Origin of the sequence: Staphylococcus sp. EG-SA-18 (genome assembly GCF_017151825.1) — a bacterium.
GTDB lineage: Bacteria > Bacillota > Bacilli > Staphylococcales > Staphylococcaceae > Staphylococcus > Staphylococcus aureus.
The window spans coordinates 12,916-39,250 of record NZ_JACYVY010000017.1; the positions used below are offsets into that span (position 1 = coordinate 12,916).

General features: G+C 33.7%; 27 protein-coding genes. All 27 read right to left on the reverse strand.

The genetic code is table 11. The features are described 5' to 3' along the window. Positions 1 to 4: 4 nt before the first annotated feature. On the reverse strand, positions 5 to 268 hold the full coding sequence (locus tag IDG66_RS05670; RefSeq protein ID WP_001234988.1) for an RNA-binding S4 domain-containing protein: 264 nt from the start codon (positions 266 to 268) through the stop codon (positions 5 to 7). Beyond that, positions 265 to 1,458: a MazG nucleotide pyrophosphohydrolase domain-containing protein gene (locus IDG66_RS05675; protein ID WP_000951444.1), complete on the reverse strand. Its 1,194-nt coding sequence runs from the start codon at positions 1,456 to 1,458 to the stop codon at positions 265 to 267. The genes IDG66_RS05670 and IDG66_RS05675 overlap by 4 nt, the downstream gene beginning before the upstream one ends. Beyond that, a complete protein-coding gene (locus tag IDG66_RS05680) occupies positions 1,458 to 2,984 on the reverse strand; it encodes a polysaccharide biosynthesis protein (RefSeq protein WP_000680740.1) in 1,527 nt (508 codons plus the stop codon). Before IDG66_RS05680 ends, IDG66_RS05675 begins: the two co-directional genes overlap by 1 nt. Continuing rightward, entirely contained in the window at positions 2,974 to 6,480 is a 3,507-nt protein-coding gene (gene mfd / locus IDG66_RS05685; RefSeq protein ID WP_000154236.1) for a transcription-repair coupling factor, read from the reverse strand. Before mfd ends, IDG66_RS05680 begins: the two co-directional genes overlap by 11 nt. After that, entirely contained in the window at positions 6,480 to 7,052 is a 573-nt protein-coding gene (gene pth / locus IDG66_RS05690; RefSeq protein ID WP_000649791.1) for an aminoacyl-tRNA hydrolase, read from the reverse strand. Before pth ends, mfd begins: the two co-directional genes overlap by 1 nt. A 310-nt stretch (positions 7,053 to 7,362) precedes the next feature. Continuing rightward, positions 7,363 to 8,016: a 50S ribosomal protein L25/general stress protein Ctc gene (locus IDG66_RS05695; RefSeq protein WP_000157650.1), complete on the reverse strand. Its 654-nt coding sequence runs from the start codon at positions 8,014 to 8,016 to the stop codon at positions 7,363 to 7,365. Between the two features lie 149 nt (positions 8,017 to 8,165). Then, positions 8,166 to 9,131 (reverse strand): ribose-phosphate diphosphokinase, encoded by a 966-nt coding sequence (locus IDG66_RS05700; RefSeq protein WP_000933774.1) that lies wholly within the window; start codon positions 9,129 to 9,131, stop codon positions 8,166 to 8,168. 146 nt (positions 9,132 to 9,277) lie between these two features. Next, positions 9,278 to 10,630 carry a bifunctional UDP-N-acetylglucosamine diphosphorylase/glucosamine-1-phosphate N-acetyltransferase GlmU gene (gene glmU, locus IDG66_RS05705; RefSeq protein WP_001252529.1) on the reverse strand — a complete coding sequence of 451 codons (1,353 nt, stop codon included), beginning with the start codon at positions 10,628 to 10,630 and terminating at the stop codon, positions 9,278 to 9,280. A 22-nt stretch (positions 10,631 to 10,652) separates the two neighbouring features. Beyond that, a complete protein-coding gene (locus IDG66_RS05710) occupies positions 10,653 to 10,784 on the reverse strand; it encodes a hypothetical protein (protein ID WP_031835052.1) in 132 nt (43 codons plus the stop codon). Positions 10,785 to 10,973: 189 nt separating this feature from the next. Next, positions 10,974 to 11,276: a septation regulator SpoVG gene (gene spoVG, locus IDG66_RS05715; protein ID WP_000868999.1), complete on the reverse strand. Its 303-nt coding sequence runs from the start codon at positions 11,274 to 11,276 to the stop codon at positions 10,974 to 10,976. A gap of 71 nt (positions 11,277 to 11,347) precedes the next feature. Then, positions 11,348 to 11,728 carry a RidA family protein gene (locus IDG66_RS05720; RefSeq protein WP_000691767.1) on the reverse strand — a complete coding sequence of 127 codons (381 nt, stop codon included), beginning with the start codon at positions 11,726 to 11,728 and terminating at the stop codon, positions 11,348 to 11,350. A gap of 16 nt (positions 11,729 to 11,744) precedes the next feature. Next, positions 11,745 to 12,569: a pur operon repressor gene (purR, locus tag IDG66_RS05725; RefSeq protein WP_001269643.1), complete on the reverse strand. Its 825-nt coding sequence runs from the start codon at positions 12,567 to 12,569 to the stop codon at positions 11,745 to 11,747. 13 nt (positions 12,570 to 12,582) lie between these two features. Further along, positions 12,583 to 13,431 carry a 4-(cytidine 5'-diphospho)-2-C-methyl-D-erythritol kinase gene (ispE, locus tag IDG66_RS05730; RefSeq protein ID WP_000638870.1) on the reverse strand — a complete coding sequence of 283 codons (849 nt, stop codon included), beginning with the start codon at positions 13,429 to 13,431 and terminating at the stop codon, positions 12,583 to 12,585. A gap of 309 nt (positions 13,432 to 13,740) precedes the next feature. Then, positions 13,741 to 14,004: a biofilm formation stimulator Veg gene (veg, locus tag IDG66_RS05735; RefSeq protein WP_001126664.1), complete on the reverse strand. Its 264-nt coding sequence runs from the start codon at positions 14,002 to 14,004 to the stop codon at positions 13,741 to 13,743. Between the two features lie 99 nt (positions 14,005 to 14,103). Next, positions 14,104 to 14,997: a 16S rRNA (adenine(1518)-N(6)/adenine(1519)-N(6))-dimethyltransferase RsmA gene (gene rsmA / locus IDG66_RS05740; protein ID WP_078102264.1), complete on the reverse strand. Its 894-nt coding sequence runs from the start codon at positions 14,995 to 14,997 to the stop codon at positions 14,104 to 14,106. 10 nt (positions 14,998 to 15,007) lie between these two features. Continuing rightward, positions 15,008 to 15,544, reverse strand: coding sequence for a ribonuclease M5 (gene rnmV / locus IDG66_RS05745; protein WP_000700080.1), 537 nt, complete (start codon positions 15,542 to 15,544; stop codon positions 15,008 to 15,010). 166 nt (positions 15,545 to 15,710) lie between these two features. After that, entirely contained in the window at positions 15,711 to 16,484 is a 774-nt protein-coding gene (locus IDG66_RS05750; RefSeq protein WP_000904312.1) for a TatD family hydrolase, read from the reverse strand. A 30-nt stretch (positions 16,485 to 16,514) separates the two neighbouring features. After that, positions 16,515 to 18,488 (reverse strand): methionine--tRNA ligase, encoded by a 1,974-nt coding sequence (metG, locus tag IDG66_RS05755; protein ID WP_001051130.1) that lies wholly within the window; start codon positions 18,486 to 18,488, stop codon positions 16,515 to 16,517. A 284-nt stretch (positions 18,489 to 18,772) separates the two neighbouring features. Next, the gene (gene rsmI, locus IDG66_RS05760; protein WP_000279926.1) at positions 18,773 to 19,612 is read right to left on the reverse strand and encodes a 16S rRNA (cytidine(1402)-2'-O)-methyltransferase; all 840 of its coding nucleotides are present in this window, start codon (positions 19,610 to 19,612) and stop codon (positions 18,773 to 18,775) included. A 1-nt stretch (position 19,613) separates the two neighbouring features. After that, on the reverse strand, positions 19,614 to 19,862 hold the full coding sequence (locus IDG66_RS05765; RefSeq protein ID WP_000377064.1) for a GIY-YIG nuclease family protein: 249 nt from the start codon (positions 19,860 to 19,862) through the stop codon (positions 19,614 to 19,616). Next, positions 19,855 to 20,580, reverse strand: coding sequence for a tRNA1(Val) (adenine(37)-N6)-methyltransferase (locus IDG66_RS05770; RefSeq protein ID WP_000910684.1), 726 nt, complete (start codon positions 20,578 to 20,580; stop codon positions 19,855 to 19,857). Before IDG66_RS05770 ends, IDG66_RS05765 begins: the two co-directional genes overlap by 8 nt. Positions 20,581 to 20,853: 273 nt before the next feature. Next, positions 20,854 to 21,201, reverse strand: coding sequence for a DNA replication initiation control protein YabA (gene yabA, locus IDG66_RS05775; protein WP_000375686.1), 348 nt, complete (start codon positions 21,199 to 21,201; stop codon positions 20,854 to 20,856). Positions 21,202 to 21,217: 16 nt separating this feature from the next. Then, a complete protein-coding gene (locus tag IDG66_RS05780; protein WP_001134193.1) occupies positions 21,218 to 22,021 on the reverse strand; it encodes a PSP1 domain-containing protein in 804 nt (267 codons plus the stop codon). Beyond that, on the reverse strand, positions 22,022 to 22,948 hold the full coding sequence (locus IDG66_RS05785) for a DNA polymerase III subunit delta' C-terminal domain-containing protein (protein WP_000344330.1): 927 nt from the start codon (positions 22,946 to 22,948) through the stop codon (positions 22,022 to 22,024). 213 nt (positions 22,949 to 23,161) lie between these two features. Further along, the gene (locus IDG66_RS05790; RefSeq protein WP_000781979.1) at positions 23,162 to 23,491 is read right to left on the reverse strand and encodes a cyclic-di-AMP receptor; all 330 of its coding nucleotides are present in this window, start codon (positions 23,489 to 23,491) and stop codon (positions 23,162 to 23,164) included. Positions 23,492 to 23,518: 27 nt separating this feature from the next. Then, entirely contained in the window at positions 23,519 to 24,136 is a 618-nt protein-coding gene (gene tmk / locus IDG66_RS05795) for a dTMP kinase (RefSeq protein WP_001272131.1), read from the reverse strand. A 1-nt stretch (position 24,137) separates the two neighbouring features. After that, the gene (locus IDG66_RS05800) at positions 24,138 to 25,475 is read right to left on the reverse strand and encodes an aminotransferase class V-fold PLP-dependent enzyme (protein ID WP_000812834.1); all 1,338 of its coding nucleotides are present in this window, start codon (positions 25,473 to 25,475) and stop codon (positions 24,138 to 24,140) included. Positions 25,476 to 26,335: the final 860 nt, after the last annotated feature.

A 26,335-nucleotide genomic window follows, 5' to 3' on the forward strand; every position in this document is an offset into this window, starting at 1 on the left:
CAATTTACGCTTCTTCAAGTCGACGCTCTTCAATGATTTCATACATGCCCTTCGCGTTATCTTTAGATGCATGTTCATTTAATGCAGTTACTTTAACTGTTACTAATTTTTGACCAAAGCGAATCGTCAGCACATCTTCAACTTTAACATCCGATCCAGCTTTAGCAACATTACCATTTATTGTAATTCTACCTTGATCACTTACTTCTTTTGCTAGCGTACGTCGCTTTATTAACCGTGATACTTTTAAATATTTATCTAATCTCATGTATTACTCTCCCCTTTTTCTAGCCACTGCTTTAACGAGGCCTCATCAAATGACTTATCCTTCGTCTTCTCATATAAATTTAAAAAATGCTCTGCAAATACTTTTTCAAATTTAACTCTTGGCTGTTTACCTTCAGCATCTTTCGCCTTAGACCAAATTTCTTTTAAGTCATCGATAGTTTCAGCATTGGCATCACCAAATATGTGTGGGTGTCTACGAATCATTTTAGCATTAAGACTTGTAATCACTTCTTTAATGTCGATATACCCTTCTTTTTTACCAATACTAGTATGCAATAACACTTGTAATAAAATATCTCCTAGCTCTTCAATCATATGCCAATCATCTTCATTGTCAATAGCTTCGAACAATTCAAATGTTTCTTCAAGTAAATAACGCTTAAGCGTTTCATGCGTTTGCACTTTATCCCATGGACAACCTTTATCTTCATCAACTAAAGTATCAATCACTTCCGTTGCAAAATCAAAGTCATGATACAAATATGTCGATGTTATGATTTTTGGTACGAATACACTCGTCAAATTATTGAATGCATTTTCATCATGATCCAATTCATATAATGGGCATGTCACAACGTTATCCGCACCATCGCTTCGTGCACCAGTGACAATTTGAACAGGGTAATCATCAGGATATCGTTCCATTAAAGTGATTTTCAAATTAGCAGCAACCATTGCACTATAAACTTGTGTAATCAATGTATGCGTTCTAACATTAAGTGTTACTTCTTGTAATGATGTCGCATCTAACAGTGTGAAGCCATCATTTGGATCTACATTAACTGCTTCAAACACATCATCAATAAAGCTTTTACCACCTAAAACTTTCACATCTATATCAGTATTGTCCTTTGCTAAAGCCAGTAATTTCACTGTAGTTGTCTCAGCAACTCTAGGATGACCCGGAACCGCATAGACAATATCTTTTTCATTAGCAGCTTCAACCAATTGCGCCACAATATCATTATAGACATCTTCAAATTGGTCATGTGCTTCATAAACATGGTCAAAACTCTGAAATGTTAATTCATCTTGCAATGATTCTATAACTGGATGATCTAACGTTCTTGCATAAACTTTATCTTGTGTCTTTAAAAATTTATATATCCCTAGCGGCAAATCATCAATGCCATAGTTTCCTAAGCCAACAATCGTAATGGTATGTGCCATCAACGTCTTCCTTTCTTAATTTGATACAACTTTGAACCAAATGGTAAATAAGTTAACTCTTTATATGTCAAAACATTAAATCTAAAAATATAGAAAAACAATGCAATGATACCTAATACTGCTGCACATAATAATTCAATGAGTCCAGTGAATCTACCGTGTGTTGTCACTATGTTTAACACGCATTGAACAACAATCGACATAAATACCATACCTAAAACAACATTGATAAAAAATCGTCTCATCGCATGTAAGTGGTATTTTCTCGTGACAGCAATATGGATAATCGTACCGAATATAATTAATGATACAACAGTACTAATGCTCGCACCAATAATGCCACTTAAACGAATCAAAATGATATTAAGTATAAATTTAATAACCAATCCTGCCGTCATACCAACAAAAATAGGTCTCACAGCATGTTGCGCTTGTAATAAAGCCATATCCATCATAATTAACGATACACAAATGACCGTAATCATATAAACACTTAACGTTAAGGTTAAATCATTCGTCTTAAAAAACACACCGTTCATTAAAGGCAATAAATTAATTAATCCTATTCCCGCTGCTGTACTTATTAAAATCGTAATCTTTAATGACGCATTTGCATAACGATTCATAAGTACCTGATTATTCATTTTGATTGCGTCACTTAACAGAGGAATGAGCGCAAAACTAAATGTTGTAGTTACAATCAATCCCATCTGAATAAATGATGCACCACGGTCATAGACTCCTTTTTCAGTTATGGCAACATCGAATGGCACGCGTATCGCTTGAAGTGACTTAATAATAGTAACACTATCAATCACTTGCCATAAAATTACGATTAATTGACTGATAGCGAAAATCAAAACCGAAAGTGCGAACTGTTTCCAAACAATCTTTGCAGTGTTATTTACCATTTTAAACTTAAAAGGTCGGTGCGCTACTAAATAAATTGAAGAACCTAAAAAACCTATCGTTGATGCTAAAATAGCAATTGTTCCCGCTTCATATATCGTCCAACCTCTGTCTACAAAAATAACAATAGTAACAATGATAATACCTACTCGTATAACTTGTTCTATAACCTGGGAAATAGCCGGAACTGTCATATTATTTGCAGATTGATAATAACCTCTTAACACGCCAAGCATACCTATAAATATAAAGCTTAAACTTGCTGCTTGAATCATTGGTGTTAAATGGCTATCACCCATCATATGTGCAATATTGTTCGCAAACACAAAAATAGCAATAAATAATAATATACCAACTAATTGTATATAAGCGACCGCTTTTGCATATGCTTCGTCACTATGATACTTCCCTATATTTTGTGTAATTGCACTAGGAATGGCATTCATCGATAATATCATTCCTAATGCTACAATTGGATACACTTGTTGATATGCATACAAACCTGTATCACCTAATATATTTTGATATGGAATTCGATATACAGCACTCAGAATTTTAATGACAATTAATGCAGCAGTTAACACGACAACGCCATTAAATGCTTCTTTATGCTTCATCACTGATTCTCATACTTTCTTCAATGCACTTAACTAAAAACTTCAAACTATCAAGCCATTGATTTTGTTTCGTTAAAGTAATTGTCATTGCATTATTTTGAACACCAACCTTCATTGTTCTACCTAAAGGTTGTGTTGCTTTGAACAGCACTTCGCCATCAATATTTTCAGTGGCTTTTACAGATAAATGAATATCAATTATTTTCCCTTTATCTTTAATCAACGTGATACCTGAATGTAATGCGTGTACTTTTATTTCCACTATATCAAGCAAACGTGCTACTTCAACAGGATAATCATTAAAACGATCAATTAATTCATCTTTAATGTCGATAATTTGATCAAATGTTTCAGTTTTTCGTAGCTTTTTATAAATTTCTATTTTAGCTTGTTCATTTGCAATATATTCTGTCGGCAAATATGCATCCAAGTTTAAATCAACTTCGACTTCTGGCACCTCAGATTCTGGTTCCTTAATACCACGTTTTTCATTTACAGCTTCTTCTAACATTTGACTGTACAAATCAAATCCAACTGTATCAATAAAGCCGTGCTGTTGTTTACCTAACAAATTACCAGCACCACGAATGTTCAAATCACGCATCGCAATCTTAAATCCTGAGCCTAACTCCGTAAATTCTTTAATCGCTTGTAATCGATCTTCTGCAGTCTCAGTTAGTACCTTATTTGCTGGATGTAAGAAGTATGCATAACCAATACGACTTGAACGACCAACACGACCTCTTAATTGATACAACTGACTCAATCCAAAGCGATCTGCATCTTCAATGATCAAAGTATTTGCATTTGGGACATCGACACCTGTTTCAATAATCGTCGTCGTTACTAAAATATCATATTCATTATTGATAAAACTTAACATCGTTTCTTCTAAATCGCGCTCTGTCATTTGTCCATGAGCAACTGCAATGTTAGCATCTGGCATTAACATCTGGAGTTGTTCTCGTTTTTCATAAATGGATTGCACTTTATTATAAAGATAAAACACTTGGCCATCACGGGATAGTTCTCTTTCTAAAGCTTCTTTGATAAAACTCATGTTCTGTTCTAATACATATGTTTGAACTGGGAAACGATTTTCTGGCGGCGTTTCAATCACTGACAAATCGCGCACACCTAGCATACTCATATGCAATGTTCTAGGTATTGGGGTTGCAGTCAATGTTAGTACATCTACATTATGTTTTAATGTTTTAATACGCTCTTTATGGCGTACACCAAATCGTTGTTCTTCATCTACAATCAACAGCCCTAAATCTTTATACTGTATATCTTTACTAAGTAATTTGTGTGTACCAACAACTATGTCAACAAATCCAGTTTTAAGTCCTTCCTTAGTTTGTTTTATCTCTTTAGGCGTTCTAAAACGACTCATTAATTGAATTTCAACAGGAAAATCTTGCATACGCTCAATTAACGTCTCATAATGTTGCTGAGCTAAAATAGTTGTAGGAACTAAAAATGCAACCTGCTTTCCTTCCATTACAGCTTTGAATGCTGCTCTCACTGCAACTTCAGTTTTACCATAACCAACATCACCACATAGCAAGCGATCCATTGGACGCGATTTTTGCATGTCATCTTTAATTTCATCGATAGATTTAGCTTGGTCAGGCGTAAGTTCATATGGAAAATCTAATTCAAATGTTGTTTGCTCAGCTGTGTCTTCCCCATATTGATAACCTTCTGCCATTTCTCTTTCTTTATATAAATCAATCAACTCTTCAGCAATATCTTCAACACTTTGTTGAACTTTAGCTTTTGTTTTTTTCCATTCACTGCCACCGAGTTTATTTAATTTTGGCGTCTTATCTTCCGAAGCTACATATTTTTGAACTTGATCCATTTGATCTACTGGAACAAATAGTTGATCCGTACCTTTATATTGCAATTTAATATAATCACGATGCGTTTGCCCCACTTCGAGCGTCTCAACACCTAAATATCTACCAACACCATGATGCACATGAACAATATAATCTCCCACATTTAAATCTTGGTAAGACTTAATTTTTTCAGCATTTGAGATAGCTTTCGTACGTTTTCGTTGCTTTTTCTGTTTTGATTTAAAAAGCTCACGCTCAGTAATGACAACTAATCCCATATCAGGTAGTTCAAATCCTTCAGATAAACTGCCCTCAATAATCACTGCTTGTCCCGATGACATTGAGCGATGCAATTTTGTTATTGATGGAATATGCATTTCACTTAACATCGCTTGCATACGTTCAACTTTAGTTTCGGTTTCGACCAAAACCACGATATGATAGTTTTGATTAACATATCGTTGAAATTCAGAACGCATAATGTCATATTGCCCATAAAATTGTTGGACAGGTTTACATGAAAATTTAATAATATGATTTAGTTTTATCGGCATTGTTGTAGCGAATAATGAAAAATAAGTGACAGGATAGCCTTCAATCAATGTTTCAAAATCATCATATTTTATAAAACTTTGTCCTATAAATCCATTACCACTTTCAATAATATTGCTAATAAACGAATCAGACTCTACTGTTAAACTTTCTTCAGTTTCTTTAATACGATTAAATTCATCAACTGCAATGATTGCATCTTTTTGGAAATACTCAATAATTGTCGAAGGTGTTTCATACATAAACGCTACTAAGCGACGTAGTATTTGATGATCAAAGTATGTACTTTCGAATAATTTAAAGCTTTCATACGTTTCTTTCAAATCATTGCGCACTGATTTATCTATTTTGGGTCTTGTATTTTCATATGCAGTTTTTAACTCTTCTTTAAGATGGCTGATCACTTCTTCAGTAATGATATAATCACTTGCAGTTGTGATATCGACTTCTTCAACATTATCTTTGGAACGCTGCGTTTCAACATCAAAATCCCGAATAGAATCAATTTTGGTATCAAATAGCTCAATTCTGATTGGTTCCCCAATTAGCGGAAAGATATCGATAATACCTCCTCGCAATGAGAATTCACCAATATGCGATACCACGGATTCCCGTTTGTACCCCATATTAACTAATTTGTTAAGAAATTGGTCCACATCGATATCCTCACCAACACGCAATGTCATTTGGTGATTTTGCCACATTTCAACAGGAGTTAACCACTTTTTCAAACCATTTAAAGGAACGATAAATAACCCTTTCTTACCTTGAGCTAACGCAGTTAAAGTTCTAATACGTTCACTCATCAGTTGAGGGCTTTGTGTTGAAAACTCTTCGGTCATAATATCTTGCACAGGATACTTATACAATTCTTCAGCATCTATAAATTGAAGTAAATCTGTTTCTAATTTATCTGCTTGGTATAAATTATTGGTAATTAATAATAACTGTTGATTACTTTGTGCATATTTTTCAGCAATCATCGTCACTTTAGCTGACGGGGAAAGACCAGTTACTAGTGTGTTTGCTTGTCCAAATACCTGATTAAGGTCTTGAAAATGATTATCTTCTTTTATAAGCGTTGTCAATATTGTCATTATTTCACTTCACCATTAAATTCATTCATAACATGGTCAAATCGTGATGTTTCAACAAACTTTTCAATTGCGCGTGCTGCGTGTTCGATAACTTTTTCCATCGTTACCATTTCATCATTTGAAAAGCGTTGTAAAACATAATCAGGTACCGTCATACCATTCGTTGGTCTTCCCACACCAATACGAATACGTTTAAATTGGTCTGTACCAAGCATTTTAATAATTGATTTCATACCATTGTGACCGCCCGCACTTCCTTTTTGTCTTAAGCGAACTTGTCCTTGTTCTAAATCTAAATCATCATATAAGACAATTAAATCTTCTGGATTAACATTGTAATAATCCATAATCGGTGCAACTGCTTCTCCTGACAAATTCATCATTGTCATTGGTTCGATAAATAACACTTTATCGCCGTTCATTCGTTCAATTGTATATGCACCTTTAAACTTTTGTTTATCTAATGAAAAATTATTTTTCTCTAAAATATAATCAACGACTTCAAAGCCGATATTATGTCTTGTAAGTTCAAAACGTTTACCTATATTACCTAGACCTACAATACATTTCATGCGTGTTTACCTCCAACATAATTGTTTCATTTATTATTATAATGACAACATCTATTTTCCGCCATTGCCATCAATTATCATTATTCTTTAGCTTAGTAAGTATGTATTTTAAAATCGAGTACATTAAAATTTTTATGATGTATCATTGTTGAGTTTAATGTCTTTTACTCACTAAAATTAATTAAACTTTATTACAAAGCAATAAAGTTTAATTAAGCTTTATAATAACACAAAAAGCACCATGCTTATATTAAAATAAGCACAGTGCTTGTTAAACAAAGTATAAAAACTTTAATGTAACAGATTAAAATTACTCTTCAGTTTTTTCTTCGTCTTCTTTGCTTTCGCCAACAACTTCTGGTTCTTCAGTTTGTTGTTCGCCTTCCATAGCTTCGATTTCTTCTTCAGTTGGTTCTTCAGTTGGAGCAACTACTGTTACTACTGATTCAGCTGAATCGTTTTCGATTTTGAAGTCGCCAGTTACTTTAACATCAGCAACAGTTAAGCTGTCGTTAATGTTTAATTCAGTAATGTCTACTTCGATTGCTTCTGGAATATTGTCTGGAGTAGCAGTTACTTCTAAGTTGAATAATGGTTGTTCAACTACGCCGCCTTCTTTAGCGCCTACTGCTTCACCAACTAATTGAACTGGTACTTCAACAGTACGTTCTTCACTCATATTGATTGCTAAGAAGTCAATGTGAGTAATTTGGTTTTTAAGTGGATCGAATTGGTAGTCTGCAACCATAACTTTGATAGTTTTAGAACCAACGCCTAATTCGATAACACCGTTACGACCTACTTCACGGATAACTTTGATGAATTCTACTTCATCAACTTTAACTGACACGTTTTTAGTACCGTAACCGTATACTACTGCTGGTACTTTACCAGATTTTCTTAATTGTTTAAGATCTGAACGTGTTTGTTTACCTTGACGGATGATTGACTTTAATGAAGCCATTCTCATTTCCACCTTTCATTTTTGCTCAAAACGAGCACCTCACTTACCCATCAACATCATCGTTGCTTGCAAGTGTTTATTTATTCGTATAATCACGAACGAAACTATTATACACGTTTGGAATATGTTCGTCAAACGCCTTTTAAATATTAGTCAAATAATACGCTAACTGATTCTCTTTCGTATACACGAATGATAGCTTGTGCGATTAAACCAGCAACAGATAATTCTTTAGTGTTAGATGGTTTGCGGTCTTCATCTAAATGAATTGAGTTTGTTACGATTAATTCTTTTATAGCAGAATTTTCGATACGTTCTTTAGCCGGTCCTGATAAAACAGGGTGTGTACAACAAGCATATACTTCTTTAGCACCTTTATCTTTTAATGCTTGTGCAGCTAAAGTGATTGTACCTGCTGTATCAATAATATCGTCAATAATAATTGCCGTACGTCCTTCAATCTCACCAACAATGTTCATCACTTCAGCAACATTTGGTCTAGGACGACGTTTATCTATAATTGCAATTGGAGTTTTTAAAATGTCAGCTAATTTACGTGCACGTGTAACACCGCCATGGTCTGGTGAAACAACGACACATTCTTCTGGGTTAATATTCGGATCATCTTTGAAATGTTTAGCAAGAATTGGCACACCCATTAAGTGGTCAATTGGAATATCAAAGAATCCTTGAATTTGTGGTGCATGTAAGTCTAACGCAATCATACGAGTTGCGCCAGCTGTTTCGATTAAGTTTGCAACTAATTTAGCTGTGATTGGCTCACGGCTACGGGCTTTTCTATCTTGTCTTGCATATCCATAATATGGCACTACAATATTGATTGTTGCTGCAGAAGCACGTTTACAAGCGTCAATCATAATTAATAATTCCATTAAATGTAGATTCACAGGATATGATGTTGGTTGAATAATAAATACGTCACAACCACGAATACTCTCTTCGATATTAATTTGAATTTCTCCATCACTAAAACGTTTAACTGAACATTTACCTAGTTCAATTCCTACTTGGTCAGCAACTTCTTGCGCTAATGCTTCGTTTCCTTTCAATGAAAAAATCTTTAATGACGAATTCTTATATTCATTATTTAACATTTATAGTCCTCCAATTATTTACTTACGCAATTACTATTATATATAAAATGTAACTCCATTACTATGTGAATCATTAAATCATAAAGATTACATTAATATTACATAGGATTATCCTTTTATCCTAGTCATTTTAAATACGTAAATGATTATTTCCTATATCCTTCTTTTGTTGTTTGTCTTGCTCTTGCCACAGCTAAACTGTCATTTGGTACGTCATCTGTGATTGTGGAACCAGCTGCCACCAATACATCATCACCAATTGTTACAGGTGCTACTAAATTAACATTGCAACCTACAAATGAATCTTTGCCGACGATAGTTTTAAATTTATTTTCACCATCATAGTTAACTGTAATCGTTCCGCAACCAATATTAGTACGTTCACCAATTACAGCATCGCCAATATAACTTAAATGTGAAACCTTGGCACCATCTTTAAGATCTGCTTTTTTAATTTCTACAAAATTTCCAACCTTAACATCTGCACCTAATTGCGCGCCTGGTCTCAATTGCGCAAACGGTCCGACCTTAGTATTCGCTCCTACGCTAGCATCATTAACAACAGACTGTTGAATACATGCACCATTTTCAATCGTACTATTGTTAATTTCAGAGTACTGACCAATAACAACATCTTCGCCAATTTCTGTACGACCATTAATTCGTACGCCTGGTTCAATGACTGTATCACTACCAATTGTAACGTCTGGACCAATATAAGTGCTGTCAGGATCGATGATTGTCACACCATTTAGCATGTGATAATGATTCGTACGACGTTGCATCGCCTTCTCAGCCTGACTAAGCATTACACGATCATTTACACCCATGATTTCTTCAACATCATTGGTACGATAGACTTCTACGATGCCGCCATCATTTAAAATTAACGACAATACATCAGGGAGGTAATATTCACCTTGCGCATTATCATTTTTCACTTGTGTTAATTTTTCAAACAACGTTTTATTATTAAACGCAAAAATACCTGAACTAATTTCATTAATATCCTTTTCAGCTTGCGTTGCATCTTTCTCTTCAACTATGCGTTCTAAACGACCTGACGCATTTCGAACGATTCTTCCGTATCCATATGGTTGTTGAATCGATGCAGATAATACAGTTGCTTGAGCATTAGCATCCTCATGATGCGCAATCAATGTTTCTAATGTTTCCTTTGTGATGAGCGGTGTGTCACCACATACAACGATCGTCGTACCTTCCTTGTCTTCTAAGTGTGATTTCGCCATTTGCACTGCATGCGCAGTACCGAGTTGTTCCTCTTGAAAACTGTATAAAGAACGCTCGCCTAAATGTCCTTTTACACTTTCAGCACCATGTCCTACGATGGTTACAACTTGATCGACACCAGAGCCTTTCACACTTTCCAATACATGTTCGACCATAGGTTTCCCAGCAACCTCGTGTAGCACTTTATACTTTTTAGATTTCATTCTTGTGCCTTTACCTGCTGCCAAAATTATCGCGTGTCTTCGCATGAACATTAACCCCCATTAAATTTTACACTTCGTCATTATTATAATTTAATCTGCAATACTCTTTCAACATATAAAAGGCATTGTTTTTAATTCGTTGTAATTTTAAAAACAACTTTTTTCTTACTTCAAAAATACGAGCATCATTCAAACACAATTTTTATCAGCAATGAATCAATAATTTTCATATCATCATAATCTGTTAACGTATATATTTATTAGCCTTTCATTAAAAATAAAAAAACATTAATACAAACTAAAAAAACTGCCGACAAAGCTTTATGCTTTATCGACAGTATCAAATCAACTTATTGCAAATGTATTACATCGCTAAATATAAAATTGATTAAGCTTCTTCTGAATCTTCTGATGTAGCGTTTTTATCTGGTACTACTTCATCTGTTTCATCATATACTTTCATCACTGCATCTTGAATTTCTTGTCTCATATCTGAATTAATAGGATGCGCGATGTCGCGGAATTCACCATCTGGTGTACGTTTACTTGGCATTGCAACGAACAAGCCAGAGTTTCCTTCAATTACACGTAAATCATGAATTACGAAAGCTTCATCTAATGTAATGGAAACGAGTGCTTTCATTCGTCCATCTGTTTGTATTTTTCTAAGTCTTACATCTGTCACTTTCATGTAGTGAGCCCCCCTATAGTATATATCTCTCTGTTTTATTTAGAAGCTTGATTAAACATATTAATCGAAAATTATAATTCCTTAATTTTACTTACTAATTCAATTTCTACTTTCACATCTTTTGGCAAACGCGCAACCTCTACACAACTACGCGCTGGCTTGTGTTCATTAAAATATTGACCATACACTTCATTTATTTTTTGGAAATCATTCATATCTTTAATGAAAATGGTCGCTTTCGCAACAGAATTCAAATCAGATCCTGCTTCTTCCAAAACAACCTTTAAATTTTCTAAAACTTGTTTTGTCTGTGCTTGAACATCAGCGCTTACGATTTCCCCATCAACATTCAATGGAATCTGACCAGAAGTATAAACCATACCATTCACAACTGTTGCATGCGAATATGGTCCAAGTGCTTCCGGTAATCTTGTTGTGTTAATGATTTTCATAATACTAAAACTCCTTTTATGAAAACTTAGATAAACTGTTGCCAGGTTCTACGTTAAACTCTTGATTATATTCATCTACATCAGATAATTTCACTAAGGAAGTATAATCTTCAATCAATCTTTGTTTAACTTCTTTTGATTCTACAAGTACTGATACCCCTTTTACATGGGCTTTAAACTCATTCATTAAATTCATAACACCATTAATAGAGCCACCAGCCCTCATAAAATCATCGACAACTAAAACATTTGAATTTTCTGCTAAAGTTCTCTTCGAAAGTACCATTGTCTCTATTTTTCTTGAAGATCCTGAAACGTAATTAATTGAAACTGTAGAACCTTCAGTCACCTTGTTGTCTTTTCTAATCACTACTACTGGTAAATTTAAAATATTAGCAACCGCATTTGCCAATGAAATACCTTTTGTCGCAATGGTAACAACAGCATCTAATTTTTCTTCCATGTAAATACTGGCAATTAACTTACCAACTTTGTTTAGTAGCGATGGATTACCTACCAAATCTGATAAAAATAAATACCCGCCAGGTAACAAACGTTCTTTCTCTTCTAATAGAGTAATGACCTCATTAACAACTTCAGTCGCCTCTTCTTTACTCATCATTGGTTTATACGTAACACCACCACTTGCGCCAGCAGTAGTAATTACTGTACCTAACTTTTCTTTTTGGAATGTATTTTTTATAATTTGGACATCTTCACTTATTGAAGACTTCGCCTGTTTAAATTTTTTCACAAAAAAAGTTAATGGAATCAATTTATTCGGATGGTTCATCAAATATTGCGTCATAAAAACAATTCTCTCGCTTCGTTTATATCTCATCTTTTCAACCCTTCTATCCTAATAGTCTAACTAAGTACACTTCATTACAACAACCGTTAACTGCATTATAAATATTTTTTGCTTGGCTTTCTTTTCGTGCTAGCCCATACACAGTCGGTCCGCTTCCACTCATTAACGCACCATCTGCACCACTTTTCAACATATTATTTTTTAATTTATCGATTTGTGGGTGTTTTGAAACAGAAATTGGCTCTAATCGATTAGACAAACTTTGACATAATTGTTGATAATCTCGATTTTCTAAGGCCTCATAACACATTTTCGTATGTACGTCGTAACGCTTATCTAAATTGATCAACTTAAATATATCTGGTGATGATATGCCTAAGTTTGGTTTAGCAAGAATCACCCAAGCTGAAGGTGGTTTATTTAAAAACTCGATTTTCTCTCCTCTTCCAGTACATAGTGCAGTTTTATTATAAATACAAAACGGAATATCTGTCCCGATTTTACTGCCTAGTAGAGCCAATTCTTCCAAACTCGCCCCTATATCAAAAAGTCGATTCAATCCTCTTAACGTTGCTGCTGCATCAGCCGAACCTCCAGCTAAGCCAGCAGAAACAGGTATTTCTTTATCGATAGAAATTGTTACACCTTGCTTTAGTTGATATTGCTCAATAAATAGTTGCGCTGCACGATATGCGAGATTTTTATGATTAGAAGGCACATAATTATGTTCAATCTCAACAACTATCTTTCGATCTTTTCTTTTATGAAAAGTTAAACGATCATTTAAATCAACTGTTGTCATTATCATTTCAATCTCATGATAGCCATCATTTCTTTTAAAAAGTGTATCGAGCGTAAAATTAATTTTGGCTGGTGCCGTTTCATATATCATTTTCCGCCCTCTTTTCGTTATCTTAATATGATGATTTTAACATAAAGAGAATTAATATTTGACATTTTAATTTGTTTTTTAGTGTTTTTTTAATAAAAAAGTAATTTTCTCCATCTAATTACTTAGTATTTACTTGTATTTGTGTTTATAAATACAAGTATCCATTTACTGAAAAATCTATAAGCGAAACATCAGTGTTAAACATTTTGTAAATAAAAAGAGTATTGAACATAACGCCCAACACTCAAATAATTATCATAATATTTACTTCTTATACTAAGAAACGTCTAACATCTCTATATGTCTTATTTAGTGTGCAATTGATTCGTGATGATTATCCTCTTCAAATGAAACTTGAACATTTTCAGTTAACACATCAGTGTATGTATAAGATACTCTCTCAAAGTTGTGTTTGTCTTGATCTAACTCAACAATGAAAACTGACGGATATGTTTCTTTTAAAATTCCAGAACGTTTTATTGTTTTCTTACGGCCTCCATTGGCTTTCAGTACAATACGATTTCCTACATGACAATCAATAGAATTTTTGATGTCCAAAATTGATTTTGGCATATTGCTCCACCTCGCTACAAGTTACATAATACCATATTTGCAGCGTTTTCGTCAAACAAAATTTAAATTTTAACAATAGTGCTTTGCTTTGTCAATCATTTAATTTTCTAATTGAGGGAATTTTTTCTTTTCTTCATACAATTTAGCAAAATCTTGAATAGATAGCGTTTCACCGCGACGTCTTGGATCAATACCTGCTTGTTCCAACCATTGTAAAATCACTTCTTTGTGTTGTTTACCATCTTTAAAATAATTTTGATAGTTATTGTTAATTGTCTTTCTTCTTTGTGCAAATGCTGCTTTTGCTAACTTAAAGAATGCTTCCTCGTTATCTACTGTTACTAACGGTTCAGTTCTCTGCATCAGTTTTACAACTATTGAATCAACATTAGGTGGTGGCATAAATACAGATTTAGGTACCGTTAATACTTTACTAGTCTCTGTATAGTATTGTACGACAATTGATAACGAACCATATGCTTTTGAACCTACTTCAGCATTTAAGCGTTCGCCCACTTCTTTTTGCATCATCACCACGTAGCCATCAATTGGTATATCTTGTTGCATTAAATTTAATAAAATTGGCGTCGTAATATAGTACGGCAGGTTTGCAACAACCATTATTTTTTCGCAATCTTGTAAATGATTTTCAACAGCTTCTTTAATATTCGTTTTTAAAATATCTTCATTAATCACCGTCACATTATCATAAGGTGATAGTGTATCATTTAATACAGGTATTAAACGTTGATCAATTTCAAATGCCAATACTCTTTTAGCATGTCTAGCCAATTGTTCTGTCAATGACCCCATGCCTGGACCAATTTCAATCACCCCAGTTTGTGCATCAATATCACTTGCATCAATGATATTATTAATGATATTCACATCTATCAAAAAGTTCTGTCCTAAACTTTTTTTAAAATTAAAGCCATATTTATCTAACAACGCTCGCGTTCTTGATGGTGTTGCAATATCTTTATTATCCAACATTTTCACTTCCTCATTCATCTTCTAAAGCTTGCCTTACATCCGCTTCGGTATAACCAAATGCATTTAACTTTTTCAATAACTGCTTACCATTGGAATGGCCGATTCGCAATTTTCTACTTAAAATTTCTCTACGGCGCCTTGCATCTTTCCCAACGATTAACCCCAACTCTATTAGCACAGATTTATCAATTGATTCATAAGCTTCATCAAAGGGTGAACTAACATGCATTAACGCTTCTTTAATATCAATTAAGTCGGCATGTTCAACACCAATTTTCCCTTTTTTATTTTTAGCTTTTTCTCTATCAATATACGCATGTTTAACACCTTTGACATGTTCAGTAATTGTACTTCTAATTTTATCTCCTGGGAAATCTGGATCTGTTAATACAATAACGCCTCGACTTTGTTGAGCATTTCTAATTACTTCTAAAGTTTGTTCGTTGATGGCACTACCATTCGTTTCAATCGTATCACATTCAACAGCTCGTTTAACACGCTCAGTATCATCTCGTCCTTCTACAACTATAAACTCATTGATTTTCATTTAAAACGCCTTCCTACAATTCTTAATTTCAAAGCTCTAACCATCTCTATCGCACGTATTCCACATGCACGATATTTTAATTTAAAAAAGTGAGAAAGAACCATAGGATATTAAACGAATATAGCATCGTTTACATTTATGGCGGTGATCTTTCTCACTTTTAACTTTATGAATTTAAATTAAACAATTTCTCTGCATTTTTAGTTGTTTGTTCGCACACTTCTTCATAAGATAAGCCTTTTAATTCAGCAATTTGTTCAGCTACTAAAGTTACTCTCGCCGGTTCATTTCGCTTCCCTCTATACGGATGTGGCGAAAGATACGGTGCATCGGTTTCAACTAGCAAACGCTCCATTGACACATGCTTAGCAACTTCTTTAGGCTGTTTAGCATTTTTAAATGTCACAGGTCCTCCTAATGAAATATAAAAATTCAGCTTATTAGTTACAATATCTGCAATTTCTGGAGAACCACTAAAGCTATGCATAATCCCGCCTACCTCTTCAGCATGCTCCTCCAATAAGATATCGATACAGTCTTGAGTTGCTTCACGGTTATGAATGATAATTGGTAACTTCAAACGCTTAGCTAAAGCAATTTGCTTTCTAAAAACTTCCTTTTGAACATCTGCAGGAGATTTATCCCAGTGATAATCTAATCCCATTTCACCAATACCAATCACTTTTGGATGCTGAGCCAAAGATTCAATCCATTCCAGGTGTTCTTCTGTAAAATCAATTGCATCAACTGGATGCCAACCGATAATGCCATATAAAAAATCATACTCATCGATTAATTTCATCGCGCGTTCAATTGTCGATTTGTTAAAACCAACTACAAACATACGATCAACACCTGCTTCTCTAGCACGTGTAATCACTTCACTCAAATCATCATCGTATTGCTCATCATTTAAATGGACATGTGTATCGATTAACATAATTATCTCTCCTAATTTTTAAAAATACAGTTATTTAATCACTGCACCATTTGGAATTGCACTTGGTAAACTTACTAAGGTTAATACACCATCTTTTTCAGCAGATAATATCATACCTTCAGATTTTTGTCCCATTAATTTAGCTGGTTTCAGGTTAGTAACAACTGCTACTTTTTTACCAATAATATCATCTGGTGTATAGAATTTGGCAATTCCTGATACAATTTGTCTTTGTTCAGAATCTAAGTCTACTTGAATTTTTAAAAGCTTATCTGACTTCTTAACATGTTCAGCATTAATAATCGTTGCTGCCTTAATTTCAACTTTATCAAAGTCTTTAATATCAATTTGAGGTTTGCTAGGAATCTCTTCTTTTTCCTCTTCAGTAGCAGGCGGTTGCATTGATTCTTTGATATATGCAATTTCCGCTTCGCTATCCAATCTTGGGAAAATAGGTTTAGGTTGCCCAGTAACCATAATTGACTCAGTAAGCACACCATATTGCTCTAAACTACTAAATTCCATAAATTGAGGATTGTTAATGTTCAATTGTTCAAAAATCTCTTTCGGCGCATGTGTTAAGAATGGACGTAATAATACAGCTGCATAACGAATATTTTCAACTAAGTGAGCCATTACATTGCCTAACATATCTTTTTGGCTATCGTCCTTAGCTAATACCCAAGGCGTTGTTTCGTCAATATACTTATTCGTTCTACTTATAAACTTCCATACCGTAGATAATGCCACAGAAAATTGCAAACTTTCCATGCTTTCAGTGTAGCTTTTCACTGTTTCTAAAGCCATAGCTTCCATTTCTTCATCTAATTCATGAAGTGGACCTTGATACGCTGGTAATTCGCCATCAAAGTACTTATTAACCATAGAAATCGTACGGTTTACTAAGTTACCTAAGTCATTTGCTAGATCGAAATTTGTACGCTCAACAAATGCTTCAGGTGTAAATACGCCATCTGAACCAAATGGTAATTCACGCATTAGATAATAACGTGTAGCATCTAAACCATAGCGATCAATTAAAATATTAGGGTCTACGACATTACCTTTAGATTTACTCATTTTTCCATCTTTCATCAAAATCCAACCATGTGCAAAGACTTTTTTAGGTAACGGTAAGTCTAATGCCATCAATAAAATAGGCCAAATAATTGAGTGGAATCGCACAATTTCCTTAGCCATTAAATGAATATCTGCTGGCCAGTATTTGTTAAATAGTGACTCATCATCTGATAAATAGCCTAATGCTGAAATATAGTTAACTAACGCATCAATCCAAACATAAACAACATGTTTTGGATTAGACGGAACATGGACACCCCAATTAAATGATGTACGAGAAACAGCCAAATCAGCAAGTCCTGGTTTAATGAAGTTGTTAATCATTTCATTTTTTCTTGATGGTGGTTGTATAAAATCTGGGTTTTGGTCATAGAATTCTAATAGACGGTCTGTATATTTACTAATATTAAAGAAATAACTTTCTTCTTTAACTAGTTCAACTTCGTGTCCAGAATCTGGACTTTTGCCACCAATAATTTTACCGTTTTCGTATTGTGGGTCTACTAATTGTGACTCTGTATAGTATGTTTCATCCGGAACAGAATACCAACCTTCATATTCACCTAAATAGATATCACCTTGCTTTAATAAACGTTCAAACACTTGCTCAACGACATGTTTATGACGTTCTTCAGTTGTTCTGATAAAATCATCATTTGAAATTTCAAGCTTAGCCCACAATTGTTTAATTCCAGCAATCATCTCATCCAAATATTCAATTTCTGTCTTACCAGCTTTTTGAGCTTTTTCTTGAATTTTTTGACCGTGTTCATCCGTTCCAGTCAAATAACGAACATCATATCCTTGCATTCTCTTATATCTTGCAATAACATCTCCAGCCACTGTAGAATATGCATGTCCTATATGTAAATTCCCACTAGGATAGTATATTGGGGTTGTTATATAAAATGTTTCTTTAGCCATAACTGTTCCTCCTCGTAATGTCTCACTTCAAATAATATCTAAGATTTCTATGCATTTCAACGGACGCGAACATTTATCTCGTCATCTCATTTTCATCTTATTCAATGTTAAGGTATTTATTACTTTCAATGTATTTATTTTACATTAAAAAACGTCGATGTCATCATTTTTTTATCATAGTCAACATCATTTTATCAGTATCAATACAAAATGATAACTTACCATTTAAAATTACAGCTTGCGTTTATAAAATCGTTTAAAATTTCATATAATCGATAAAGTGATTAACTTATTTGATGATAAATATTATATACTTCATTCGTTTTAAGTTGTCGTTCTTCAGCAACTTTTTTAATAGCTTGTTTTGGTTTCATCTGTGAAGTTTGAATATAATGATCAACATGCTCATTGATAGATAAATCATCAAACCACGATATCTCATTGTTCGCTTTAGCACCCTCAATCAAGATAACGAATTCGCCTTTCAATGGTACATCGCCTTGCTGAATCAATGCTTGTAATTGTGTTACATCATCAGTTACAATTTGTTCGAACTTCTTAGTCAATTCACGCCCTAGTGATACTTGTCGTGTTGCATCTATCTTTGCAATTGTTTTTAATGTATCTGTCACACGATGCGGTGATTCGTATATAATTAATGTGCTATTTTCATGCATACGTTGCTCTAATACAGCACTTTTTTCTTTCTCTTTTCGTGGCAAAAATCCTAAAAATGTATATACATATGAAGGTAATCCACTAGCCATCAAAGCCGTCAGCCCAGCATTAGGTCCAGGCACAGTCTCTACTTTAATATTAGCTTCTCTGGCTGCCACTACTAATTCGTATCCAGGATCACTAATTAAGGGCAATCCAGCATCAGATACGAGCGCAACGTCAAGACCTAATTCTAACTGTTCAATGATAAAAGCAGTCTGCTTATCCTTGTTATGTTCGTGATATGACTTTAATGGAGTTGGAATATCATAATGATTACACAGCTTACTAGTTACTCTAGTGTCTTCACAAGCAATCATATCAACACGTTTCAATACATCAACTGCTCTATAAGTAATATCTGCTAAATTACCAATTGGTGTGCCCACTAAATATAATACAGCCATACTATCGCTCCTTAATTAATCGCAATTTCTTTTGTCTGGTATAAGTTTTAATTTCATATTCACGCTTCAATGCTTCAGACTTTGTCTCATACATTTCTTGATAAACTAAATGCACCGGACGTCTTACTTTCGTATATTTGGCTCCTTGACCTCGGTTATGTTTTTCAACACGTGCATTAACGTCTTTAGCGTATCCTGTATATAAACTTCCATCACTACATTTTACAATATATACAAAATGACTATCCATAATATACTTCCTTCATTTCTTCGCTATAATTACCATCTTCATTATAAATATAAAATGGGGGCATGATTTCTAAACCTTGATTTCCACCTTTTCGACCTTCTACTACTATCGTTTGTGCTGATTTCCCTACTTTACTATATATAAAAACGACTTTCTTAGGTTCAATATTCACTTTTCTCATTTCAAACAAGACATCCATTAGTCTCTCTGCACGATGTACCATGTTTAGCCTGCCACCTTCTTTTAATAAATGACGGGCTGCAATCATGCAATCTTCAAGTGTACACATAATCTCATGTCTCGCTATCTTATGTGCTTCTTTTTGATGTTGGTGTTGCTGATTCTCTTTAAAATAAGGTGGATTACACGTTACTAAAGTATATTGTGAAGGTTTAAATACTTTAGTAACGTTTTTCAAATCCATGTGATGCATTGTTATATATTCATCAACATCATTGAATTGAAATGTGCGTCGCGCCATATCGACAAGTGTTTTTTGAATCTCAACACCTTCTATATGTCGTGGATGTTTCGCAAACAATAACAACGGTATCACCCCATTGCCTGAACATAAGTCCAACACAATATCTTTTGTTCTAGGTTTTGTAAAATGCCCTAACAACAAAGCATCCGTTGAAAACGAAAAAACATCATCATTTTGAATAATACTAAAATCTTCTTTGATTAGTTGATCAAATCGTTCATTCTCTTTTAACATTTTTAACTCCTATGAAGACAACCTTTTTCTATTGAGTAATTGAAATCTCTTTTTATATTATATGACTAACTACATTCGATGTATTTTTGACTTTTAACAGCTACATTTTATAACTAATGATACTGCGTGCACACTTAATAATAACATTTAGTACCGCCATCTCTTATGCAATCACCAAAACTTTATACACAATTAAAGCCTGAAACATGCATTGTCTCAGACTTATCCAAACCATATTCATTTATAATTATAACACTATTTGAGTGTGCTTGATTAATCACTTAAAACTTCTAAACAGAACAGACAATCTTCACCATGTCGATGTTTTCCAAATAATTCGCCTTTACAAATATGAAATCCTTCTCCATACAATATAGCCAAATTATCTTTACTTGGTAATGGCTTTTTCACAGCTTTTGCTGGTTTTGAATTCGCAGTATCAATAGTAGTTGGTTCATCATTGCCCAACACCTTTTTCAAATTATCATTTTCAAGTTGAAGCGCTACATTTTCTTCTACTAATTCAACTGCAAGTGCCTTTAATTCTGATGTTTCCTTTGAAAGTTGATTGACATTCATTTCTAAACGCATTATTTTTTCAAATATTTCATTGCGATCCAAATGTAATAATGCCTCCTTAATGCATAGTTTCTATTTCTTCTAATTTATATTCAAGTGGCTGTTCATGTCCCTCAAGCTTCACCTGCATAGAAATGTCTAATATATTTAAAGCAACTACTTTCCCGTTACCATCAGGCGTTTCAATTGCTTCACCAATATCAGGTAATTGTGCACGTACTTCCTCATAATAGTCATTTTCATATTTTAAACAACACATCAAACGACCACATGCACCAGAAATTTTAGTTGGATTTAATGATAAATTTTGATCCTTAGCCATCTTAATCGATACTGGTTCAAAATCTCCTAAAAATGTAGAACAACATAACGACCTACCACAAGGTCCGATACCGCCAAGCAATTTGGCTTCATCCCTTACACCAATTTGTCTCAACTCGATACGTGTTTTTAAATGTTGCGCTAATATTTTTACTAATTTTCTAAAATCAATACGATCATCCGCCGTAAAATTAAAAATAACTTTCGATTTATCTAATGTATATTCGCAATTGACTAAACGCATGTCCAAACCTTGTTCTCTTACAATGTCTTTACATAGTATTAATGCATTTTCAGCATCTCGTTCATTACAATTAAATTTATCAATATCTTTGTCATCAGCAACGCGAATAATATTTTTAAGAGGTAACACAACATCCTCTTCAGCAATATCCATTAATGGATTTTTAACAATACCTATCTCTATGCCTCTTTTAGATTCGACAACTACCCAGTCATCTATATCTACTTGTATATCATTAGGTGTATAATATTCTAATTTTCCCGCTTTTTGAAACTGAACACCTATTACATTTGGCATCTAACTCACACCCTTAATTACGATTTGTTCAAATACAAGCGTTGGATTTACATTTTGATTCAATTTCTTATGTGCTTCCGTCAGTTGATCAAACATCAAAATTAATTGATTAAACGACAACTTTTGCGCATATTGATCAATATCATTTTTTAAATCACTATATATTTGTTTATCCTCTACATTTACCTTTGTATGTATGATATCTTCGAAGAAACCATTCACAGCTGCAATAGTTAAAGATTGCAGTTTTTTATTTTTAGCCTGTTTCAATAAATCAATAATACCTATAAGTGCCATTGGCTTATTAGTAAGCAACAATTCACACCAACGTATAACTGATTTCCTTAATGCTAATAAATCAAATTCTTCATTTAAAGCCATTGCATTATCTATTTGCGTAGTATAAGTACTAATCATTTCAGCTACTGGCTTAGACATGTCTTGTTCAACTAATCTATTTATAAACTTTTCTTTATCAATAGGCTTGAAATATACATGCTGACACCTTGAATGGATTGTGTCTAAAATTTGCTCAGGTTTTGTAGACAATAAAATAGCAATCGTATTGTCCGGTGGTTCTTCAAGAAATTTCAAGATACTGTTTTCCCCTTGAACAGTTAACTTTTCAAAGTCTTCAATGATGTACACTTTATTTGTGCTTTCTATAGGAAGTTGATTCATATGACGCACAAGTTGTTCAACTTGTTCTTTCTTAATTGCATTCTCAGTTGTTGATATATACATAAAGTCTGGATGATTATATGTACTAACCTTTGTTTCACATTGACTATCTGTTTGACATAAAATAAGCTTTGCAAAATTAATCGCAACTTGTTTCATCGTTTGTGCATCATCACCTTCAAATAAATAGGCATGCGATAATTTATTTGAATGATATGCATTCGTCAATTGTTGCTGTTCATCCATTCATTACAAACTCCCTTTTGCTTTTATATAAAAAGGTTGCCAAAGAGCAACTAATTACTGCAACAATAGCGACCATGATTTGTGATTATTTTTAGAACCACAAAAATCAAATCTATTGGCATCTGAACTAGTCGCAGTCAAGCAACCCAAAATTGTTAATAACTTATTAATACACTATTTTAAGTATCTCTAATTGATGATTGTATTATAGAATTAAAATTGATGGAATGCATCAACTGGCATAACAAATACAGTAGCACCGCCAACTTCAACTTCAACTGGATATGGAATGTACGAATCCGCACTGCCTCCCATAGGTGTAATAGGTGAAACCAACTGTTCTCTATTACCACACGTTTGATTAATCACAGACAATATTTCATCTACACGGTCATCATTGACACCACATAAGAATGTTGTATTACCTGCTCTTAAAAACCCACCTGTTGTTGCCAATTTTGTTGCTCTAAAGTTATTTTTAACAAGTTGATCTGCAAGTTCCTGACTATCTTGATCTTGTACGATCGCTATAATCATTTTCATTTTATAACACCTCTTCTAACAATTATATCATATCTTTTCTAAATATTTGATGATAGTTTGATACGTGTCTTCAACAACATTTTCAAGAGGTTGATCTGCATTAACGCTTTTGAACCGTTGTGATTCATTATGAATGATTTCTTGGTAACCTTCAATTACTTTTTCGTGAAACTTTAAATCTTCTTGATCTAATCTATTTTGATCTCTTGAATTTTTAATAATACGTTCGCGGCCTACTTCAGCACTAACATTCAAATAAATCGTCAAGTCTGGATATAATCCATTTATTGCAAATTCGTTTAATGCTCTTACTTCTTCAACGCCAATCCCTCTAGCATAACCTTGATAAGCTAATGAACTATCGATATAGCGATCACACAACACAACCTTACCTTCTTTTAAAGCTGGTATGACCTTTAATACAAGATGTTCTCTTCTAGATGCAGCAAATAACATTGCTTCAGTTCTAATGTCCATATCATTGCCTTCTAATACAATTTTACGTATTTCTTCACCAGTAGGAACGCCGCCCGGTTCTCTTGTCATAATGACATCATAATCTTTTACTAATCTATGGTAAACTTTATTAATTACAGTTGTTTTTCCAGAGCCTTCTGGGCCCTCAAAAGTTATAAAAGCTGACATTTTATTCATCCTCAACTAAAATTTTATTATTTTTAATTCCTTCAACTATCATTCCAGTTTCCAGATATTCATTTACTAATTCTATCATATTTTCAGTTATTGTTTCTCCTTTGAAAATAATAGGAATCCCTGGCGGATACGGGACAATATGTCGCGCCAGAACTTTACCTTTTGCCTTTTTCAAATCACACCAAGTAACATATTCAAAGCGTTTTGGTTTATAGTTACCTTCAGTTGTTAAAAGTTGTGTTTGTTTAACTTTAGAAACTGATTTTTTCGGTAAAATCATATCTTCAATTTTACGTAAAAGCGAATCAAATAAATACGTATCATCATGATGCCATAACGGCAATACCGCTAATACTTGATAGTCGTCCGCTAATTCTAAATAGATATGTGCATTCATAAACCAATTTTGAATATCATGACCTGTAAAACCTTCATATTTTATCAGCAACTTCAACGGATCATCAACTTGAAGCATTTCAAAACCCTTCTTCTCCAAACATTCGATTAATTGCGCTCTCTTATCAAAAAACACGGTACTATCATATGTTTTATAGAACTCGGCAGCTGACTCTAAACTAGCCATAATCAAATACGAAGGACTAGATGTTTGGAAGTAGCTTAGATATTCTATAATAGTTTCTCTATAAGGTGCATTTTTATGAATATAAAGTACCGAGCCCATCGTTAAAGCTGGTAACGTTTTATGAAAAGATTGAACAACATAGTCAGCTTGATAATTTAATGTAGAATCTGGAAATCCTTGCAATCCAAAGTGCGCGCCGTGTGCTTCGTCAATGAGTACAGGAATATTTAATTGGTGCAAAGATTTGATAACCTCTTCTACATTAAATGTTTCACCGTAATAGTTAGGATAAGTCAACACAGCAAGTTTGTGACCGTCATTATTCAAACGGCTTAAATTAACTTTATTATAATGATTCGTTAACGGACTTTGATGCGTTTCAATAAAATGCCCTTCTTGTTGGCTAATATCGAGCGCATGTAATACAGATTTATGTACATTTCTTGCCATTAAGATATCGCCTTTTTTCTGTGAAAAAGACTGGATGACAGATAATATTCCTGAAGTGGTGCCATTCACTAAGAAATAAGCATCATAATCTGAATGTTTCTCCACCTGCTTCATACTTTCCAAAATGACTTCTTCAGGATGATGTAAATCATCTAATCCAGGTATTTCAGTTTTATCCATTGTCATTGATAATTGAGATAAATGACCGATAGTCATATTTTTATGACCCGGAACATGCAAAGAAATCGCTTCTTCTTGATTTAAACTTTCTAATTTATTTAAAATAGGTTGCTTCATGATATACGCTTCCTTTATTTACACTGTTTTGGAATTAGTTACTTTCAAAAGTATTAATTATATAGTAACACTTCTTTGACAAAAGTTAGTGTTACTTATGCAATAGCTTGTCTATTGTATAATAATTAATTTCCTTTTTGTATTTCGATTTAAAAAATATTAGACATAAAACCTAAAAACAGCAGTAAGATGATTTATGATTAAAAACTATCTTACTGCTGTTCACTTTTTATAATACTTCTGAATGTCTTCACTTATACTTCTAGTCACAGATTTAAACAATCAAAAGTGCACATTATTAAAATATCATTTCCAAAACTCAATGCGGCTCATCGCATCCATTTCTTGCCTAGCAACGTTCTACTCTAGCGGAACGTAAGTTGGATACCATCGTCGCTAAAGACCTTTCTTGACTTGTGACAATTGCTTGCTTCTTTCCTCTTTTTCGGCTCTCACTTACTCATTTAGCTCTACTAAACTCGTTGCGCTCTTTTCTCGTTTCGTCAGATTCAAACGTTTTCACTTCGCCAAGCCATTTTTCTTTGTGTTTGCTTTTTATTTTGATGTTTTAGACATAAAAAAAGAGACCTCACGGTCTCAATGCGGCTCATCGCATCCATTTTTGCCTGGCAACGTTCTACTCTAGCGGAACGTAAGTTGGATACCATCGTCGCTAAGAACCTTTCTTGACTTGTGACAATCGCTTGCTTCTTTCCTCTCCTTCGGCTCTCGCTTACTCATTTAGCTCTACTAAACTCGTTGCGCTCTTTTCTCGTTTCGTCAGATTCAAACGTTTTCACTTCGCCAAGCCATTTTTCTTTGTGTTTGCTTTTTATTTTGATGTTTTAGACATAAAAAAA

Coding starts and splice junctions, on each gene's coding strand:
- IDG66_RS05670 (WP_001234988.1), bottom strand. CDS start 268: ATGAGATTAGATAAATATTTAAAAGTATCACGGTTAATAAAGCGACGT.
- IDG66_RS05675 (WP_000951444.1), bottom strand. CDS start 1,458: ATGGCACATACCATTACGATTGTTGGCTTAGGAAACTATGGCATTGAT.
- IDG66_RS05680 (WP_000680740.1), bottom strand. CDS start 2,984: ATGAAGCATAAAGAAGCATTTAATGGCGTTGTCGTGTTAACTGCTGCA.
- mfd (WP_000154236.1), bottom strand. CDS start 6,480: ATGACAATATTGACAACGCTTATAAAAGAAGATAATCATTTTCAAGAC.
- pth (WP_000649791.1), bottom strand. CDS start 7,052: ATGAAATGTATTGTAGGTCTAGGTAATATAGGTAAACGTTTTGAACTT.
- IDG66_RS05695 (WP_000157650.1), bottom strand. CDS start 8,016: ATGGCTTCATTAAAGTCAATCATCCGTCAAGGTAAACAAACACGTTCA.
- IDG66_RS05700 (WP_000933774.1), bottom strand. CDS start 9,131: ATGTTAAATAATGAATATAAGAATTCGTCATTAAAGATTTTTTCATTG.
- glmU (WP_001252529.1), bottom strand. CDS start 10,630: ATGCGAAGACACGCGATAATTTTGGCAGCAGGTAAAGGCACAAGAATG.
- spoVG (WP_000868999.1), bottom strand. CDS start 11,276: ATGAAAGTGACAGATGTAAGACTTAGAAAAATACAAACAGATGGACGA.
- IDG66_RS05720 (WP_000691767.1), bottom strand. CDS start 11,728: ATGAAAATCATTAACACAACAAGATTACCGGAAGCACTTGGACCATAT.
- purR (WP_001269643.1), bottom strand. CDS start 12,569: ATGAGATATAAACGAAGCGAGAGAATTGTTTTTATGACGCAATATTTG.
- ispE (WP_000638870.1), bottom strand. CDS start 13,431: ATGATATATGAAACGGCACCAGCCAAAATTAATTTTACGCTCGATACA.
- veg (WP_001126664.1), bottom strand. CDS start 14,004: ATGCCAAAATCAATTTTGGACATCAAAAATTCTATTGATTGTCATGTA.
- rsmA (WP_078102264.1), bottom strand. CDS start 14,997: ATGTTGGATAATAAAGATATTGCAACACCATCAAGAACGCGAGCGTTG.
- rnmV (WP_000700080.1), bottom strand. CDS start 15,544: ATGAAAATCAATGAGTTTATAGTTGTAGAAGGACGAGATGATACTGAG.
- IDG66_RS05750 (WP_000904312.1), bottom strand. CDS start 16,484: ATGTTAATCGATACACATGTCCATTTAAATGATGAGCAATACGATGAT.
- metG (WP_001051130.1), bottom strand. CDS start 18,488: ATGGCTAAAGAAACATTTTATATAACAACCCCAATATACTATCCTAGT.
- rsmI (WP_000279926.1), bottom strand. CDS start 19,612: ATGGCTGTATTATATTTAGTGGGCACACCAATTGGTAATTTAGCAGAT.
- IDG66_RS05765 (WP_000377064.1), bottom strand. CDS start 19,862: ATGGATAGTCATTTTGTATATATTGTAAAATGTAGTGATGGAAGTTTA.
- IDG66_RS05770 (WP_000910684.1), bottom strand. CDS start 20,580: ATGTTAAAAGAGAATGAACGATTTGATCAACTAATCAAAGAAGATTTT.
- IDG66_RS05780 (WP_001134193.1), bottom strand. CDS start 22,021: ATGCCAAATGTAATAGGTGTTCAGTTTCAAAAAGCGGGAAAATTAGAA.
- IDG66_RS05785 (WP_000344330.1), bottom strand. CDS start 22,948: ATGGATGAACAGCAACAATTGACGAATGCATATCATTCAAATAAATTA.
- IDG66_RS05790 (WP_000781979.1), bottom strand. CDS start 23,491: ATGAAAATGATTATAGCGATCGTACAAGATCAAGATAGTCAGGAACTT.
- tmk (WP_001272131.1), bottom strand. CDS start 24,136: ATGTCAGCTTTTATAACTTTTGAGGGCCCAGAAGGCTCTGGAAAAACA.
- IDG66_RS05800 (WP_000812834.1), bottom strand. CDS start 25,475: ATGAAGCAACCTATTTTAAATAAATTAGAAAGTTTAAATCAAGAAGAA.